General features: G+C 57.0%; 12 protein-coding genes. 4 read left to right on the top strand and 8 right to left on the bottom strand.

Features of this window, described 5'->3' with window-relative positions; all coding sequences use genetic code 11:
• Nucleotides 1-518, bottom strand: a 518-nt coding sequence (locus tag ACQUQ1_RS20075) for a MarR family transcriptional regulator (RefSeq protein ID WP_435066039.1), incomplete at its 3' end; no start/stop codon positions are given.
• Between the two features lie 138 nt (nucleotides 519-656).
• On the opposite strand from ACQUQ1_RS20075, the gene ACQUQ1_RS20070 reads away from it, so the two are divergent.
• On the top strand, nucleotides 657-983 hold the full coding sequence (locus ACQUQ1_RS20070; RefSeq protein ID WP_119712854.1) for a hypothetical protein: 327 nt from the start codon (nucleotides 657-659) through the stop codon (nucleotides 981-983).
• Between the two features lie 354 nt (nucleotides 984-1337).
• Here ACQUQ1_RS20070 and ACQUQ1_RS20065 read toward each other — a convergent pair whose 3' ends face one another.
• On the bottom strand, nucleotides 1338-2837 hold the full coding sequence (locus tag ACQUQ1_RS20065; RefSeq protein WP_199725479.1) for a Cdc6/Cdc18 family protein: 1500 nt from the start codon (nucleotides 2835-2837) through the stop codon (nucleotides 1338-1340).
• A 1131-nt stretch (nucleotides 2838-3968) separates the two neighbouring features.
• The gene (locus ACQUQ1_RS20060) at nucleotides 3969-5552 is read right to left on the bottom strand and encodes a hypothetical protein (protein ID WP_435066038.1); all 1584 of its coding nucleotides are present in this window, start codon (nucleotides 5550-5552) and stop codon (nucleotides 3969-3971) included.
• Nucleotides 5553-6182: 630 nt separating this feature from the next.
• Between ACQUQ1_RS20060 and ACQUQ1_RS20055 the strand changes: the two genes are divergently transcribed.
• Entirely contained in the window at nucleotides 6183-7262 is a 1080-nt protein-coding gene (locus ACQUQ1_RS20055) for a transcription initiation factor IIB (protein WP_435066037.1), read from the top strand.
• A gap of 152 nt (nucleotides 7263-7414) precedes the next feature.
• On the opposite strand, the gene ACQUQ1_RS20050 is transcribed toward ACQUQ1_RS20055, so the two are convergent.
• Both ACQUQ1_RS20050 and ACQUQ1_RS20045 read right to left on the bottom strand, forming a co-directional pair.
• Nucleotides 7415-7789, bottom strand: coding sequence for a hypothetical protein (locus ACQUQ1_RS20050; protein ID WP_435066036.1), 375 nt, complete (start codon nucleotides 7787-7789; stop codon nucleotides 7415-7417).
• Nucleotides 7790-8237: 448 nt separating this feature from the next.
• Complete coding sequence (locus tag ACQUQ1_RS20045; RefSeq protein ID WP_435066035.1) at nucleotides 8238-10172, bottom strand: hypothetical protein; 1935 nt, start codon at nucleotides 10170-10172, stop codon at nucleotides 8238-8240.
• 123 nt (nucleotides 10173-10295) lie between these two features.
• Between ACQUQ1_RS20045 and ACQUQ1_RS20040 the strand changes: the two genes are divergently transcribed.
• Nucleotides 10296-10691 (top strand): hypothetical protein, encoded by a 396-nt coding sequence (locus ACQUQ1_RS20040; RefSeq protein WP_435066034.1) that lies wholly within the window; start codon nucleotides 10296-10298, stop codon nucleotides 10689-10691.
• A 41-nt stretch (nucleotides 10692-10732) separates the two neighbouring features.
• On the opposite strand, the gene ACQUQ1_RS20035 is transcribed toward ACQUQ1_RS20040, so the two are convergent.
• Entirely contained in the window at nucleotides 10733-11347 is a 615-nt protein-coding gene (locus ACQUQ1_RS20035; protein ID WP_435066033.1) for a hypothetical protein, read from the bottom strand.
• Between the two features lie 426 nt (nucleotides 11348-11773).
• Here ACQUQ1_RS20035 and ACQUQ1_RS20030 point away from each other — a divergent pair, with 426 nt between their 5' ends.
• A complete protein-coding gene (locus ACQUQ1_RS20030) occupies nucleotides 11774-12499 on the top strand; it encodes a hypothetical protein (RefSeq protein WP_435066032.1) in 726 nt (241 codons plus the stop codon).
• A gap of 21 nt (nucleotides 12500-12520) precedes the next feature.
• Here the strand turns inward: ACQUQ1_RS20030 and ACQUQ1_RS20025 are convergent, their stop codons facing one another.
• Entirely contained in the window at nucleotides 12521-12748 is a 228-nt protein-coding gene (locus tag ACQUQ1_RS20025) for a hypothetical protein (RefSeq protein WP_435066031.1), read from the bottom strand.
• The gene (locus ACQUQ1_RS20020; RefSeq protein ID WP_435066030.1) at nucleotides 12745-14469 is read right to left on the bottom strand and encodes a DUF2254 family protein; all 1725 of its coding nucleotides are present in this window, start codon (nucleotides 14467-14469) and stop codon (nucleotides 12745-12747) included. Before ACQUQ1_RS20020 ends, ACQUQ1_RS20025 begins: the two co-directional genes overlap by 4 nt.
• Between the last annotated feature and the right edge of the window lie 16 nt (nucleotides 14470-14485).

Raw genomic sequence — 14485 nt, 5'->3', positions numbered from 1 at the left:
TCCTCCCAGAGAATCGTGCCCTTCGGGGCGACGGCTTCGAGGCGGTGGCGATGCAGATGGTGTGCGAGTTCACGGGCGAACTCGTGGAGGCGGTCGAAATCGGCGTTGAACTCGTAGTGGCCGTCGACGGTCCCGACGAGACCCCGGTCGCGAAACCGCTTGAGAACCCGGTTGACCGTGTTGCGGTAATTGTCGCTCCGGTCGGCAATCTCGGAGACGGTTCGCGGCTGGTCGAGGTAGTGCAGCACCTCGAGTGCCTTCTCGGTTAGCAGCTCGGGGAAGTCGATGTGGGAGTGCTGGCGAACGAGGTCCTTGTAGCATTCGACGGCGCGAGCATTCGATGGGACGACTCGCTTTCGGCGGCCGTCACGTTCCGTATAGACGAGCCCCTTCTCGACGAGGTCGCCGACGGCACGGGAGAGGTAGCTCTCGCTGTGGTCAAGCTTCGTCGCGAGCTCGGAGATCGTGTCGCCGCGTTCGACTGTGGCGAGGACCTCGAGTTCGATGCGCCGGAGCACGGTGTAACATAGAAAGAAACTTATATATAAAGAAGTTTCGAGTAGTGTTACAGACAGCCATCGTGAGAACCGTCTCCATCGTCTTAACCAACAAAACTATGGACTCGTGGGTAGTGTTGGTTAACACGAGAGCAGCCGATGTCCTACGAACCCCCGACTCCACCGGCGAACCTTCCAACGGAGATCGTCAACACGCTCAACGAAGCCTCATCGGAGCATCTTCGGGACGTTGCCAGCTACGCCGAGGCGTTGGCCGAATACAAGGAGCGTGAAGCTCGTCTCGAGGAAGAAGAGGCGGATGACGCCGACGTCGAGGAGCGCCCCGATGACCTCCCGGACGACGTGCCAGCGAAGGCGACGATCACGATCAAGGAGATCAACGACAACCGCTACTACTACTGGCAGTGGCGGGAAGGTGATTCGGTGACGTCGAAGTACAAAGGGCCAGTGAATCCCGACGAGTAGACGAGATTGAACTGTAGTCCGATGTTCTTTTCAGTACCATTAGAGACGTCGCAGACGACACCCCCCAGAGTGTGAATGGGTCCGGTCAACCCGGACTGAAACTCGAAGGGGGAGGACATCCACCCCACGTTTCCGTCGTAACAGGATGTGTGTGTGTGTGGAGGGGGTGACGCTGATTTTGAAGGGACCACACCCTCGTATTTCCGTCGTTTCTCCACCGTCTCCGCATCATCGATGGTACCGACGACAAAGAAATCGTAGGACACACCCCCCATTTTCGAGTTGTAACGCATCGCGCGGGATACGAACACCCCCCGTTTTCGAGAAGTAAGTACGCGGAGAATACGGGCGAGATTAGTTTTTACTCCGGAACTGCTTCAGCCGTTCGCGGACAACCGCGCTGATAGTCGCCTCTTCGTGAGCTAGATCTTCGAACCGGGAATCCTCACGGATCGTCTCCATGATCGTTTCCGGATCCTCGGAGAGAGAGAAATACATATGCACTCCTCTGCCTCGCCCCTTGCCCCGACGCTCGAAGTCCAGTACACCGTACGTACTCTGCTCTGTGACGTGATTGACGAACGTCTCGCGGCTGTACTGGTCCGCATCCATCGTATCGGCAATGAATTGATACGTCTTGAACGCAGGTCCAGCAGGGATCCACTCAGGATGTTCTCTTGCGTAGTGGGCAGTGGCCGCCACAGCGTAGATGGAGAGTTTCTTTTGAGTCGAAATGCCACTGATATGGCGGAGCTTGCGGTTTTCGGTGTATTTTTCCTGAGCATCACGGACATCAGTCTCGATAACCGTGTCAGCCCCACGCCGCTCGGCTAATTCACCAGCCCATCTGAGGAGGTCAATCGCTTTCCGCGCATCCCCGTGCGTTTGGGAGCCGAACGCAGCAACAAGCGGAACAACGTCATCTGCAAGTGAGTCTGGCTTGAAGGCGTCCCGTCGGTTGCGGAGAATACTACGGAGTTGGTTCGCATCGTAATCGTCGAAGAAAATGTCGTCAGGGTTGTAAGAACTCTGTGCGCGGCTGTTGAGGTCCTTCATAAAGTCGGCGTAGTTCGTGATCGTCGTGAGCGAGATGGGACCATCAAAGTCAGCGAGTTTGCGAGCCCGTGAAAGCTGGTAGATGAGAGAATTGTACTCTGCTTCCTGATACGGTCCCTCGAGCATATCGATCTCATCGAGAATGAAGATGACACCGTCGTAATACTCTCGCATGAGTTCGTACAGTCGCTCGAGCTTCTGATCCGTTGAGACGCCGGTTTGGGGAACACCAGGATCAACGCCGAGGTCGTCGGCAGCAGCTTTGACTAACCGATAGACAGCCCGATCTGCAGTCTTCGGCCCCTCGCAGTTGATTGAAATGACCCCGAAGGTCTTGCCCTGGGATTCACACAGTTCGACGATCTGTTTGCAGACCGCATGAATGATGAGCGACTTCCCAGTTCCAGAAGGACCACTCAGAAGCATATCCGGGATCCCTTCATTCTGGAGGACCGGTTTTAGGTTGTCGACGACACGGCCTAGCTGGTCGTCACGACCGACGATACGGTCCTCGTCGATGATGGTATCTGACCGGACGAGGTCTTTGTTCGCGAAGACCCCACCGGACGACTCGGTTTGGAGCCGATCACGAATTGAGATGCCGCCACCGTCGCCGTTAGTTGCTTCTTGAGACGAATCAGCGGGATCTGATCCGTTTTCGAAGGTCGTTTGTGACGTGCCAGGAGACGCCACCTCCTCATCCGTCGATTCAGGAGTTTCAGGATCAGCAGCAGAAGATTGACGATCCTCCTCACCTTCCGGATTATTCGATCCTGCTCTACGTCCCTCTCGTCCCATTATGAACCCCTCGAACTCTGGGTATAAAAATATGGACCCTTGTGGAGTTGTAACCGGGCGAAAACAGGCTATCTAACGACTACAGCCCCGTATCCTCTGGATGAGTCAGATACCGTCTTCGGAATCTATCACCCTCCGTTGTCGAGTTGTAACGGTTCGACGAAGCTCGCTGTCGTCGATCTTCCTCGATGACCCGGACCCCCCGTTTTCGAGTTGTAAGATGTTGGGAGGCGGTAATACACCTGGTTCGATACTCCCACCCTCACGTTGTAAGGAGAAGTGAGTCGAGGTGGGTCTCGGAGCAAAATCCACATAATCCGGATTTTGTGAATGATGCTTCGGGTGATACGGTCTTACTCACACTCCCCGTTTTCGAGTAGTAAGCACCAGAATAGTAGCGAAAGAACGACGCTCGTAGGACCTGTTCACGAATGAGAGTAATACCGGGTTTCAGACATGGTAGCTGGTGAAGCTGATTTCGTGATCTCGAATGTTGCACCCTCTCCCCCCTTTTTCGAGTTGTAAGTCGATGGGAACAGGCCACACCAGACGCCATGTAACGAGCGTTGAGTTAACAGAAATTGGCGTAGAGGCGATGAGACGTGATAGTACACGGGATCAGAACCACGGACGAGATGAAGAGGTCATCTACTCCAGAGATCTCAATCGTCTAGCTCAGCTAGACGATTTGTTCTTTTTGTCTCTAGTGCGGTTGTGGTAAGGTAACGTACAACATAAACCTTTTCATTTCTAGTTACAAGTTAGAAGATGAGGTGCTCACCCTCTCTATCGTGTGTATCTGCCACAATCAGCTATTTTGCAGTCCCTCTTGCTGTTCACCCCCTCCTGCCGTCACGAGTTTACAACTCGAAAAAGGGGGGAGAGGGTTCGTCAGGTCCATTCCGTGATACCGACTACATGTGATCCGTTGAGTTCTCGTCGGATGTCGTTCCGATCCCAGTCAAGCGGTGCCAGTGTGCTGTCGACAGATGACGTTTGTGAGTGTACCGGGAACCCCGAGAATCCATCGGTTGATGATGTCGTCGACCTCGTCCTCGAGCGAGCAGAGAACCCACGAGTGGGGAGTGTTCGTGCTTGAGTTGACTTTCTACGGCGTATTCTGTATTTTGCCTAATATACTTCCTCAAGCACATCAGCACCACTCATCGTCCCACGGATTTTGACTTCAATCCGATCTCCATTTTCTAGTTCAGTTAGTTCTTGTTTCTCCTTGTCGGAGATATCAGCTTCTGGGAGATGGCAGATAAATTCCTTTTCAGGACCCGGCTTGACTTCTGAGAGGTAGATCGTCCCTTGCTTGTCTTCTGGGGGCTCAATAACCATCAGACGGTGTCGTTTATTCGCTTCCTGTTGCGCTTCCTGCCGTTCGATTTTCGTTAATTCATAGCTGGCTGACGAGATTCGATCGTGTGCTAAATCTGTGAGGCGATACCGAGACGGAGCATTCATGAAAACTAACCGACCTGCGGTATCTATGTCAATCCCAGCTTGTTCTAATTCAGAGATTGACGAGTTCAGCGTGTCCACTTTTTCTCCGATCGACTCGTCTTCAATTACAGTTTTTATTGCGTCGACATCGACAAACTGCTCAGCGAATTCGTGGTCGCTTATGAAGTCTTGCAGGTTCTCCAATTCCTGATTGATTTCCTCCCTATTGGGTATCAGAACCTCGTCTGTCCGCTGATTGAGTAGAAAAACCGAGTCACTCCGTTTCTGTTTTTCTATGAGATCACCTTCAGTAAGCCGCTCTAACAGCGAATTTGTGACTGGTATATCGGTTTCTTCGAGTACTGAGCGGAGTTGAGCAGCGGTGAATGGGTTTCGATCAAAGGCCTTCTTTGCAGCGATGAGGAGCCTAGCTCGGGTAGTTGGTATCTGATCCGTTCGATTCATAACTTCTGCGAGCCGGTCGATCTCCTCTACATCTTCTGGAGTGAGTGACTCCTGCTCAACAGCTTGGTCATCTAATGAATCTCGATCAGATTCCCTGACGTGCTTGAGGAGATAATCTATAATCAGCACCCCAAGGATTGGAGACGTAATCGAGGTAGAGAGCCGTATTGCCTTCTCAATTGCTGAATATTCAATCAGTTCGATCCATGTGAATGGATTGGGAATCTGTTGTGCTATCGATTGTATCGCAACGAGGTTTCCTCGACCGGAGACCACTAGATACGTCACAGAGACTAAACTGAACCCCACCGTCTCATCGAGGAAAGTTGGTTGACCCGTTTTTGCAATGGCGAAAATCAAAAGCAGAATCGAACTCAGGGATAGCCCGACGGCAACCGAAAGGATGGCCATCAAATCCTCTGTCTCAGTTTCGTATTCTGGTTTTCCATCTGCGACGTCTTTTTTGAGAACTTCTGGGCTGTGATCGTTGGCAATTGCGTCCTCAAGGGGGGAGAATTGATCTATAGAACTGGATCGCGTTCTTCGGAAAACATAGGTGCAAATATACAGACCAACTGCCCACGCGAAGATACCTACGGCACCATATGTAGAGCTGATAACTGCGCCAATTTTTGAGATACCACCATCCAGGGCCGAGAAGATTGGGGTGAATAGCCCAAGGACGAGAAGATTGATTTTAATCAGTTCCAACGAATTGTTCGCTAAATCCTCGAGTCGACTAGCCCGATGGGTGAGGAGAAGGTCTGTCTCTTCAGTAACGGCCTCAGATTGATCAGGCATTTTCAGATATTCAGGGTGTTACGTGCTATTCCTAGAACACCCACATATAACTCTTGAATTGATCTGCTCTTCTTGGTCACTATGCGGAAGCCCTCGGCCGCTCGACGCCCCGCGACCCACGCTGCACGTCTCGTTGGACTCGGTGCTTGCGGGGTCGGGGGACGATCGAGACGGCCTCGCCCTTTCTGAGTCCACCAGGTAGTGACCTAATTCCTCATCGACGACATCGGCTGTCCGGTGTGTCTCGGACGGCCCGCGCCGCTCGCCGCTGCCGCCCTCCGCGTCGCTCGCGACCGACCATTCCGGGCGGTCTGCCTGCAGTAGCGGGCGGACTGCCGGGCTAAAGTGCATGTGCCCTCGGCGCCAGCGGGTAAGCGCGAGGGGTTGCGCGGCGTGGCTGCTCACCCCCCACGCTTTCTCCGCTGGTCGCTCGCTCCGGGCGGGTCGGCGCGCGGCGCTGGTTGAGTCCCTCCGTGCAGACGCGCTCTCGCTCGCGCCCAGGAGGGTGCTCGCGAAGGCGCGAGCGAGAGCGCACAGACGGCTCTGTCGGTCGTGACGTCGAGGAAATCCCCGTGCTGGAACACGGGGAGTCGGGCGCTGTAGTGAGCGCCTTCAGGTGCTAGCACACCAATGTCGAGTAAAAACGCGAGCGAAAAGACGGTTTCGGACGGACAGCATACGACCACTGAAGAACGCGGTCACGAGCCGACGGTCGAACACGAGCCGTCGGGGCGATCCGTCTGTCCCGAGTGTGAGGGCCAGGTGATCACCGAAGACGAGCAGTCGTTCTGCACGGACTGTGGGCTGATCGTCGCCGACGAGTGGGTGGACCTGAGCCCGACGCTGAACGACTTGGGCCTGGTCGGGGACGCTGACCAGAGCATCGAGACGGTGGACCCGCTGCGGACGGACAAGGGCCTGCACACGAAGATTGGAAGGAACACCGACGGTCACGGCAATCCCCTGAGCAACGAGCAGTGGGAGAAGGTCCAGCGCCTCCGGAAGTGGCACAAGCGGATGCAGTTCGGCGAGAAGCGCAAGCGAACGAAGCGGCTCAACGAGGGGCTGCGGGACGTCGAGATGATCGGCGGCAACCTGGCCCTGCCGGACCACGTCATCAAGCAGGCAGCGCAACACCTCCGGAGCGCCTCGGAAGCGCGGCTGCCGGGCGGGCGGATGGCCTGGGAGGCACTCGCCGGCGGCGCCGTCCTCCTGGCCGCGCGGGCCTCATCGGTCGACCGGGACGAGATCGACGTCGCGGTCGCGACGCACACCAAAGCGCCCCACGAGCGGGTGTGCGCTGCGGCGCGGAAGATCCGGTGTGAATGCGGGTTCGACGTGCCGCTCATCAGGCCCAACGCCGTGATGGCGGTCGTCGACGCCCTCGATGACGACTCCATCCCCGGGGCGCGAGCGGTGCGGACGTGGCGGCTGGCCCAACACCTGATGAAACTCGGCGACCAGGTGCCGATTGGGCCGGGAACGCCACGGTGCACCGTCGCGGCATCGGCGCTGTACGCGGCGGATCGCCTGCTCTCGCGCAAGCACCTCACTCAAGAGCAGGTCGCCGCGGCGGCGAGCACGATCGTGCCGACGTCCCGAAACCGGATCGCACGGTACAGTCGGGAGCTCGTCGACGCCTACAAGGACAAACACGGCACCGACGACCCGGGTGCCGGCCTCGAAGAGGAACGGGACACCCTGCGCTGAGCGGGGCGGCTCCCCCGTTTTTAGTGGCGACCACCGCCCGTGGACGCCCCTCCACCCCATCCACCGCTCCGTGCTCGCTCCCTGCGGTCGCTGCGCGCGCAGCCACGACCGAGAGCAGGGCGTACCAGTCGGGTGATTGGCCGACTCCAGCGCTATGTGAACGTCGGATAGCTCCGTCCGTTCTGCTCGAAGTAGGCCTCCTCGACGATGTCGTCGAGCTCCGTCTTGGTGAAGACGTCCCGCATCGCGGTCTGCTTGAACAGCCGGCGGACCTGGCTGAACCGGTAGTTGGCGTAGAAGCTCAAGTCGAAGACGAGGGCACGGGCTGCGTCCTCACGCGTCTTGTACGACCGCGTCGACGACTCCCAGTCACCCTTCACGATCGGCATGATCCGGGCACTGTTCGCGGCCGTCTGGAGCATCGTCCAGATCTGGTCGTCGCTGAGCGGTTGTTCGAACCGGGGCGTCGCCCCGATCGTCTGTGCATCGGTCGTGTCCGTCGAACGGACGTTGCGTTGCGAACTCATAGTCGATGGCCGCGCGCCCCGTCGCAACCTCGCGACGGGCGCGCTCCACCGACGGTGAGGCGCGCCCCCGCGCCGGCCCGCCTCGCGATGGCCCAATGGCCCAAGGAGATTCGATAGTAGAGGCCAGATATCGGTTCAACGGGGAAGGGCAGGCATCGTGCAGAAAGAGATAGGGACAGGTCTCAGAGAGCCATAGGGTGACCAGTCCTGCTGAGAAATGGGAGGAAGGTCAGGGAATCTGAGGTGGGACGTATAGGACTCTATACGGAGTGGATCAGTTTAGCGGAGGGAAGCCAGCGTAGTCTAGACGGTGGAGGCCCGATTTAGCGTTAGAGATGGGGGTTCGGATGGCGTGAAACCGAAGCGAGGCGGGCCGTCGCGAGCTGCTCGTGATTTCTCCGAAAATCGCCGGAACGGGCGCTTGTGGGGGTGATAACACTTTCGCCCACTACCCAAGGTCAGGCAGGCGAACACGGGCCGTGTGTGGAGCGTCAGCCAACCCGTCAGCAGCCCACGTGTACGGCTGAGAGTCATCGCGAGAAACATACCCTTCCGACCGGAGTCGCTTCAGCCAGTCCCGCGTTTGCTTCTCGCCGATCGATACCCTCTCTCGCTTCGCGATCTCGGCAGCAGTCCCCGGGGCCTCATCCAGAAGCGCGCGGATCACACCACGCTGGCCTTCGGAACGCTCGTCGATCATGACGGTCTCCGGTCCAGCCGTGACCATCTCTGCTAACCACTCGGGGAGGACGCCCGTGTGGATGTAGACCGTCGCGGCTGTCGTCCGGCCGAACCGGAGCACAGCCTGGGCAATCTTGTGTTCGCGATAGTGCCGGAGAAACGGTCGGTCAGGAATCCCGTAATCGAGGTCTGTTCCCTTGCCCTCGTCGTCTCTCACTGCCGTGTAACCCTCCAGTGCGGCCGTGATCTGGAGCGGTCGATCTCCCGGGTGGGGTGAGCCGAGCACAATCCCCACCTCCTTCCCTGTGAAATCGTTGCTACTCCGAAGCGCGCCGTAGTGTTTGACGTCCGCGATTCGGTCGGTCACTCGCTGGATGTCGATAAACGGCTCACTGGGCGACTCCCCGAAGAGACGTTCCGCTGCACTCTTGGTCGTGATGACGCCGGGTGCCGTCTCGTGACGATTTGCGACCGCCTCGATCAATCCAAAGTCGGCGCGTCGGTTGACGTACTCTCCACTGCTGTATGGTTTGACGTGTGAGGTCGTCTGGACGAACGTGTAGCCGATGACATCGCGGAGATATCGGGCCCGACAGTCATCGCAGAGGATCCGCCAGCTTTCGATATCGTCCACACCGAGGCGTCCACGCCAGAGTTCTTCGACCGGTGTTCCGTCGAGCCCGACCACTGCGCGGGCAGCAGTGAGGTCCGGCGGCCGTCGAATGAAGACCCGCGATTCGGCGTGATCGTAGACGACCTGCGCGCCGTCCTCGAGCTCGACATAGTCGAGTTCCGCCCGCTCCCGGAGACGGTCATCCCAGTCGTAGGTGTCTGGGACGGCATCATCGACAATCGGCCCACCGAATTCTAGGTGGGCCAGGATCGCAGTCGACGCCTCCGCATGGCCGTCATCATCATTAACAGCCGCCGCTGGCCGAGCAATTGACTCTGTATCTGCCAGCTCGTCCCGGATCGTCTCCTGGATGTCAGCCATCGATTCGTTGGTCGCGACCGCGAGGAGACCGAGGTAGTTGTCGATGGGTAGACTATCGGATGCACTGAGGAACGACGAGATAGCAGCCGTGAGCTGGTTCGCATCGAATTCTGTGCGATAGGCTGTCCCGGGGTCTTCGTCGAAGATTACGACGCGGCCGTCGACGACGCGATCAAGGGCAGCGTGGGCGGGCCCACCGATGACGACGTCTGCTTCCTCGACTGCGTCCCAGCGTGCGAGATACGGACAGTCGCCGTCCTGCATGCACGGTAGCGCATCCTGCAGATAGTAGTGGAGATACGTCGGTGAGGCGCCCCGTGACCGGTAGTCGTTGATTCGCTCGGCCCAGCCCGATCCATGATCACCTCTGCGAGTTGGACAGTCCCGATCGAGCGTTGGGATTTCAACTACTGCTTTCTGATGCTCAGCCGCGAGTTCGAGGTGTTCGTCTCGCGTTTCGTATCGGTGGGTGAGGATTGCGGCCGGGACGTCGAGGTGGAACGCGATGTCCGTTGCGTGTCGCGTCTTCCCGATCGTGGGGAGGCCGTCGATAATCACAGGTGATGCCTGCTCGTCGTCGAGTTGTGACTCGATTGCGTCGCGGATCCCCGCGCTGCATGCGTCCCAGACGGTTGCCTGAGTGAACTCGTCCCGTTGGGCAGCTGCGTGGGCACCCCGGCAGCAGTCGTCAGGATCAGCACCAGCCATCTATCTGGTTGTGTAGGGGCGGCGGGTTAACCGTCCCGATTGAGTACCTGACCGGCATCGAAGCGTCCTTTCCAGAGGTGGTGCAGGTTTGTCGTTCCCGTGGGGGGTGGAGGCCGAACGACGATGGACACAACCCAACCGTTCCGGATCGATCGGACAGCTGCCGCCACTGTTCGTGACTGGCTCGTCGACGAACACCACACCGGTGATCACGGCTCACCTGTCAGTGAATCGCTGTATCACCTTGCAGTGCTGCTCGACGATGGACTGCAAGAGTCAGGGAACACGTTGGAAGTTCGTGTGACGACAGCCGATTCGGACTCTGGAAACACGGGCACAGGGACGCCCACAGAGCCAATACAGTACGTCACGACGTTCGAGTGTTCGGTCTGCGGCGCTCACCGGATGTTAGCCGCCTCGATTCTGGTGTGTGCGTATCTCGAGGACTGTCCGAACTGTGGGACTGCGAACGCCCGGTTCACTGCGAATGAAATTCCGATGCGCATCAGCGACAGGTGACGCTTTGCTGAAAAATAAAAATATCTCAGCCGTGACGAACCCTATTCTTCGTAGAGGTTCGTCACCTTCTCAGTCAATCGATAGCGATACGGGACGTTGAGGAACTCGATAGCTCCGTAGTCCTCTCTTGTCTCGTAGTCGCTCTCCTCGATTGCTTTGACCGCATCGTTTAGTTTCTCGACTTGGTCACCCTCACGCAGGAACTGCTCCAGCGCGTTGGGCTGGAGGTCGAACTGGGAGGAGACTACTCGACGAAGAGTGACTCCACCATCAGCCACTGCAGGGGCATCACCACTCGAAGAGGGGTCGTCGTCTTGGATGTGATCGATGAGCGCCTCAACGCCTTCTGCCGCAGCTTCATCGACCATCCCCATCACGAATACCTCCTCATGCCAGTCTGCGATGACATAGGTGTCAGGGCCGCTATCGCGGAACTCCTCTACGACGTCTGCCTCGCGGAGGTGCTTCAGGCTTGTCCGCACCTGATAGTCCAGTCGATCGCCGATGGCCTCCGCAATTTCGGTGCGCTTCAGGCCATCGTGAGCGGGCCCGATGCCGCGATCACGGAGCCAGTGGGCGATGATGATTTGATCAGCGATGCTGAGCGTACTCCCATTTTGGGAGCGGATGTAGTGTTCGACGTCCTCTCGACTCATACGAGTCCACGGACATCACACCAAGATTGAGAGGCACAACGACTATGACCTATCGCGGTAAATTGCCAATTGGAAACGTCGTCGCCCATGGTCATCTGTGGTGTGTGACCCGGTGTCCGCCGGGGGCCTAACCCATGGCCGTGGGCAGTTGATGTCCGCGGGCATCACGCGCACCCTTCCACAAGCACCGTGATGCTCCACGTCGGTTCTCCTGGGAACCAGTGAGACTCTCGTAACCAGAGTCCCGCGTATGATTTGCCTACGCCTCGTGGTATCATCTATATCGCCAACCTTATTAAGTCCTACGGAGGACCGTACTATCAGAATGTGCCCTCATAGTCGGAAACAGACTATATTGAGTAGTATAGAGTCAGAAATTAAGGGAAACCTAACAATGGACGGCCGTATAAGTAGTCGGGGGCCACAATGAGCGGAGAAAATAGCAACCATACAGATGACATAATCGAAGCTGAGGAGGCGCGTGGACGGGGTATCTTGACCAGTTCAGATCGCGCATATTTGCTTGGTGAAAAAGAGTATTCAACTCAAGGCGAACGAGATGCACGTTATCGGATTAGAGACCGGACAGAAAATGCACTCCTTGATCTCAACATCCTCAACGATCATCTTCAGCCAGACGACCGTTCGCTCGTGTTTGAAGAAATCCCAACGCCAATTTTCTTTTCCGCTTTTGAATTTTTGTTTAAAGGGCTATTCGACACCCTTGAGGATGAAGAAGATGCTGTCGAAGCGTTTGAACAAATAGGCGCTGCTGGAATCGGTGGGGGGATTGAGAGTCTCAAACCGGAATATATCGTAGATGATGTAGATGTCAAAGTCTCGATCGAGAAACACAAGCCGGAGCTGGAGGAGTTGAAAGACCGGTACCTGCAGGAAGAAGAAGATTATAGCGAACTAACCTACTTGCTTCGCCGTGATGCTGTTCCAGGCAATCCTCGGTTGGCCTTTGTTCGTTTGCTCGAGCACCTATATCATGAAGGTGCTGTCCCCGAATCAGAATTAAATCTTCCAGCACCAGAGGGTGAAGAGCCGCTCAACAAAGACGACTTTGAGTCGATTGAAAGCTACATTGAGGCAGTCAAAGAACAGATTCGGGTGCATGATGAGGGGGGAGGGTACACAGAAGAATAGTTCCCCGAGACACCTGATAACCTAAAGTGGTCGAAGATCTCGCCACCGGACATCAGTTTTCGTTCCATCTTCCAGCAGGATACGATACAGCACAGCATCACGAGTATCGCCCGTGACGGCACCGGCATCGTCTTCCAGGATGGCGACGATCTCGCCGTGCCGCCCGTGGAGCCGGCTGTAGTCCGGGTCCGTCTCATCAGGAATATCGATTCGCACACGGTCACCCTCCTCGAACTGGTGGTCGGTCATTCTCGCTCCCGGAGGTACTCCGTTCGTTCGTGGACGTCTTCCTCGAACTCAACGAGCCACTCTTCGAATGGTGTGTCTTCCTCTTCAGTGCTAAGGAACCGTTCAATGAAGCCCTCGTCTGCATCTGTCGACGCCGGGTCGACGGTCCTGACCGAGATGTTTTGCCCCTCCGGCTGTCCGCCCGCCTTCAGGAGTTCGAATGCCCTATCGACGATAGCCGGATCATAGTCCAGTCGGAGACGTCCGAGATTATTCGTCCACATCCCGAGACGGCCGTCCTCAAGCTGGTCAACGCGATACGCGAGTTGAAGCGTCGTCATACAGCACAGCGTTGCCAGATCGTCTATCCCAGCATCAGCAGCGCACTGCGTGATCCGATTCCAGCCGTCATCGATTGACCCCTCCACAAATGGGTACTCCTCTTCTGAGACGCGATACCGCAGAACGTTTTCTGTGAAGCTGGCGTATTCACGCCAGACGTGTCGAAGTGGTTCTGCTTCATCGGGAAGCGTCCACTTCCGCCCCTCTGTTGGGGAAATCCAATTGATGTCCTGATCTTGTACAGTGGGGCCGTACCGGTCAGCAAGAACTTCGAATATATCGACGATTTCTCGGCTGTAGTAGTCCCCAACGACGTGGTGGGTCACGTTCGAATCCGGTCGGCGTCGCAAAAGGAGCGTCATTTGGAAATTCATTGGATGGAAGACCGCTCGAAATGTCGAGTACTCGGCGTCGCTGGCTGTAGCTTTCGTCAGTTCGAGTAGTGACTCTTTGACCGGGCTTCGAAGGCGGTTCCCCTCCCACGTCAAGGGCGCCGCATCGAACGCGTCTCCGAGTCCCTCAGCAGCGTCCTCGGTGACGTCAGTAAAGCCGTGGTTGAGCCCGTCGAGAGCGACCGCTTCGACATCGTCGACTGCGTCCGAAACCAGGTCGTATTGCTCGTGGGTGTATGCCTGCTCCAAGATCGGCGGGACATACTCCGTGAGGACCTCAGTCGAAACAGCCGATGCGTACTGGGCGGCGTCTTCTTCGGAGTATTCGCTTTCGAGGTACTCGAACGTCCTGTTGAGAACCGTCCGAAGTCCGTCGATTCCCTGTTCTGCGGTTTGGTATTCGCCCAGCTCGATCGCCCGAGCAATCGTTCGGTACAGGGGCCGAATCGGATGGACCTCGATTTCGGTGAATTCCGTTGCGGTCGCTGGAAGGTATTCGTCCGGTGCGAGTTCCCGTTCGACCAACACCGAGATGAGATCGTCGGGCGAGCTGCGCTGGATCATCAGCTGGATGAATTGGTAGAGCGCAAACGTAGAGACAGCAGCAAGCGCAAACGCGATTCCGACGACTGCGTTCATTAGGCGGCTGTTCTGTATCGGGAGCAGATAGACGACCAGCAGGTTGAACGCAATGGCGCCAACGAAGAGCGCGAACGTCGTACGGAACAACGGCTCCTTGGTGAACAGTGAGGTGAGGCGGGCCGAATATCGCGTCACAACGAGCTGTAGGGCGACGACGGTCACGGAGAACACGATTGCCAGAACGGAGGCTTCTGCCGTCGCTAACGTCGTCAATAGCGCCCTGATATTCTCGGTCTGAACAGTCGGGTTGAGGAGAGCAGTCAGCGTCGCGACCACCCCCGCCGCGGTAAGCGTGAGGAGGAGATATCGAACTATGAGTGAATGGGCCCACGCCGAGATTCTCTCTCGCCAATTCCGATTGCTCATAAATTCAGTCTCATAC

The organism is Halobaculum sp. EA56 (assembly GCF_051195075.1).
Lineage (GTDB): Archaea > Halobacteriota > Halobacteria > Halobacteriales > Haloferacaceae > Halobaculum.
This window is presented reverse-complemented; position numbering and strand designations above follow the sequence as displayed.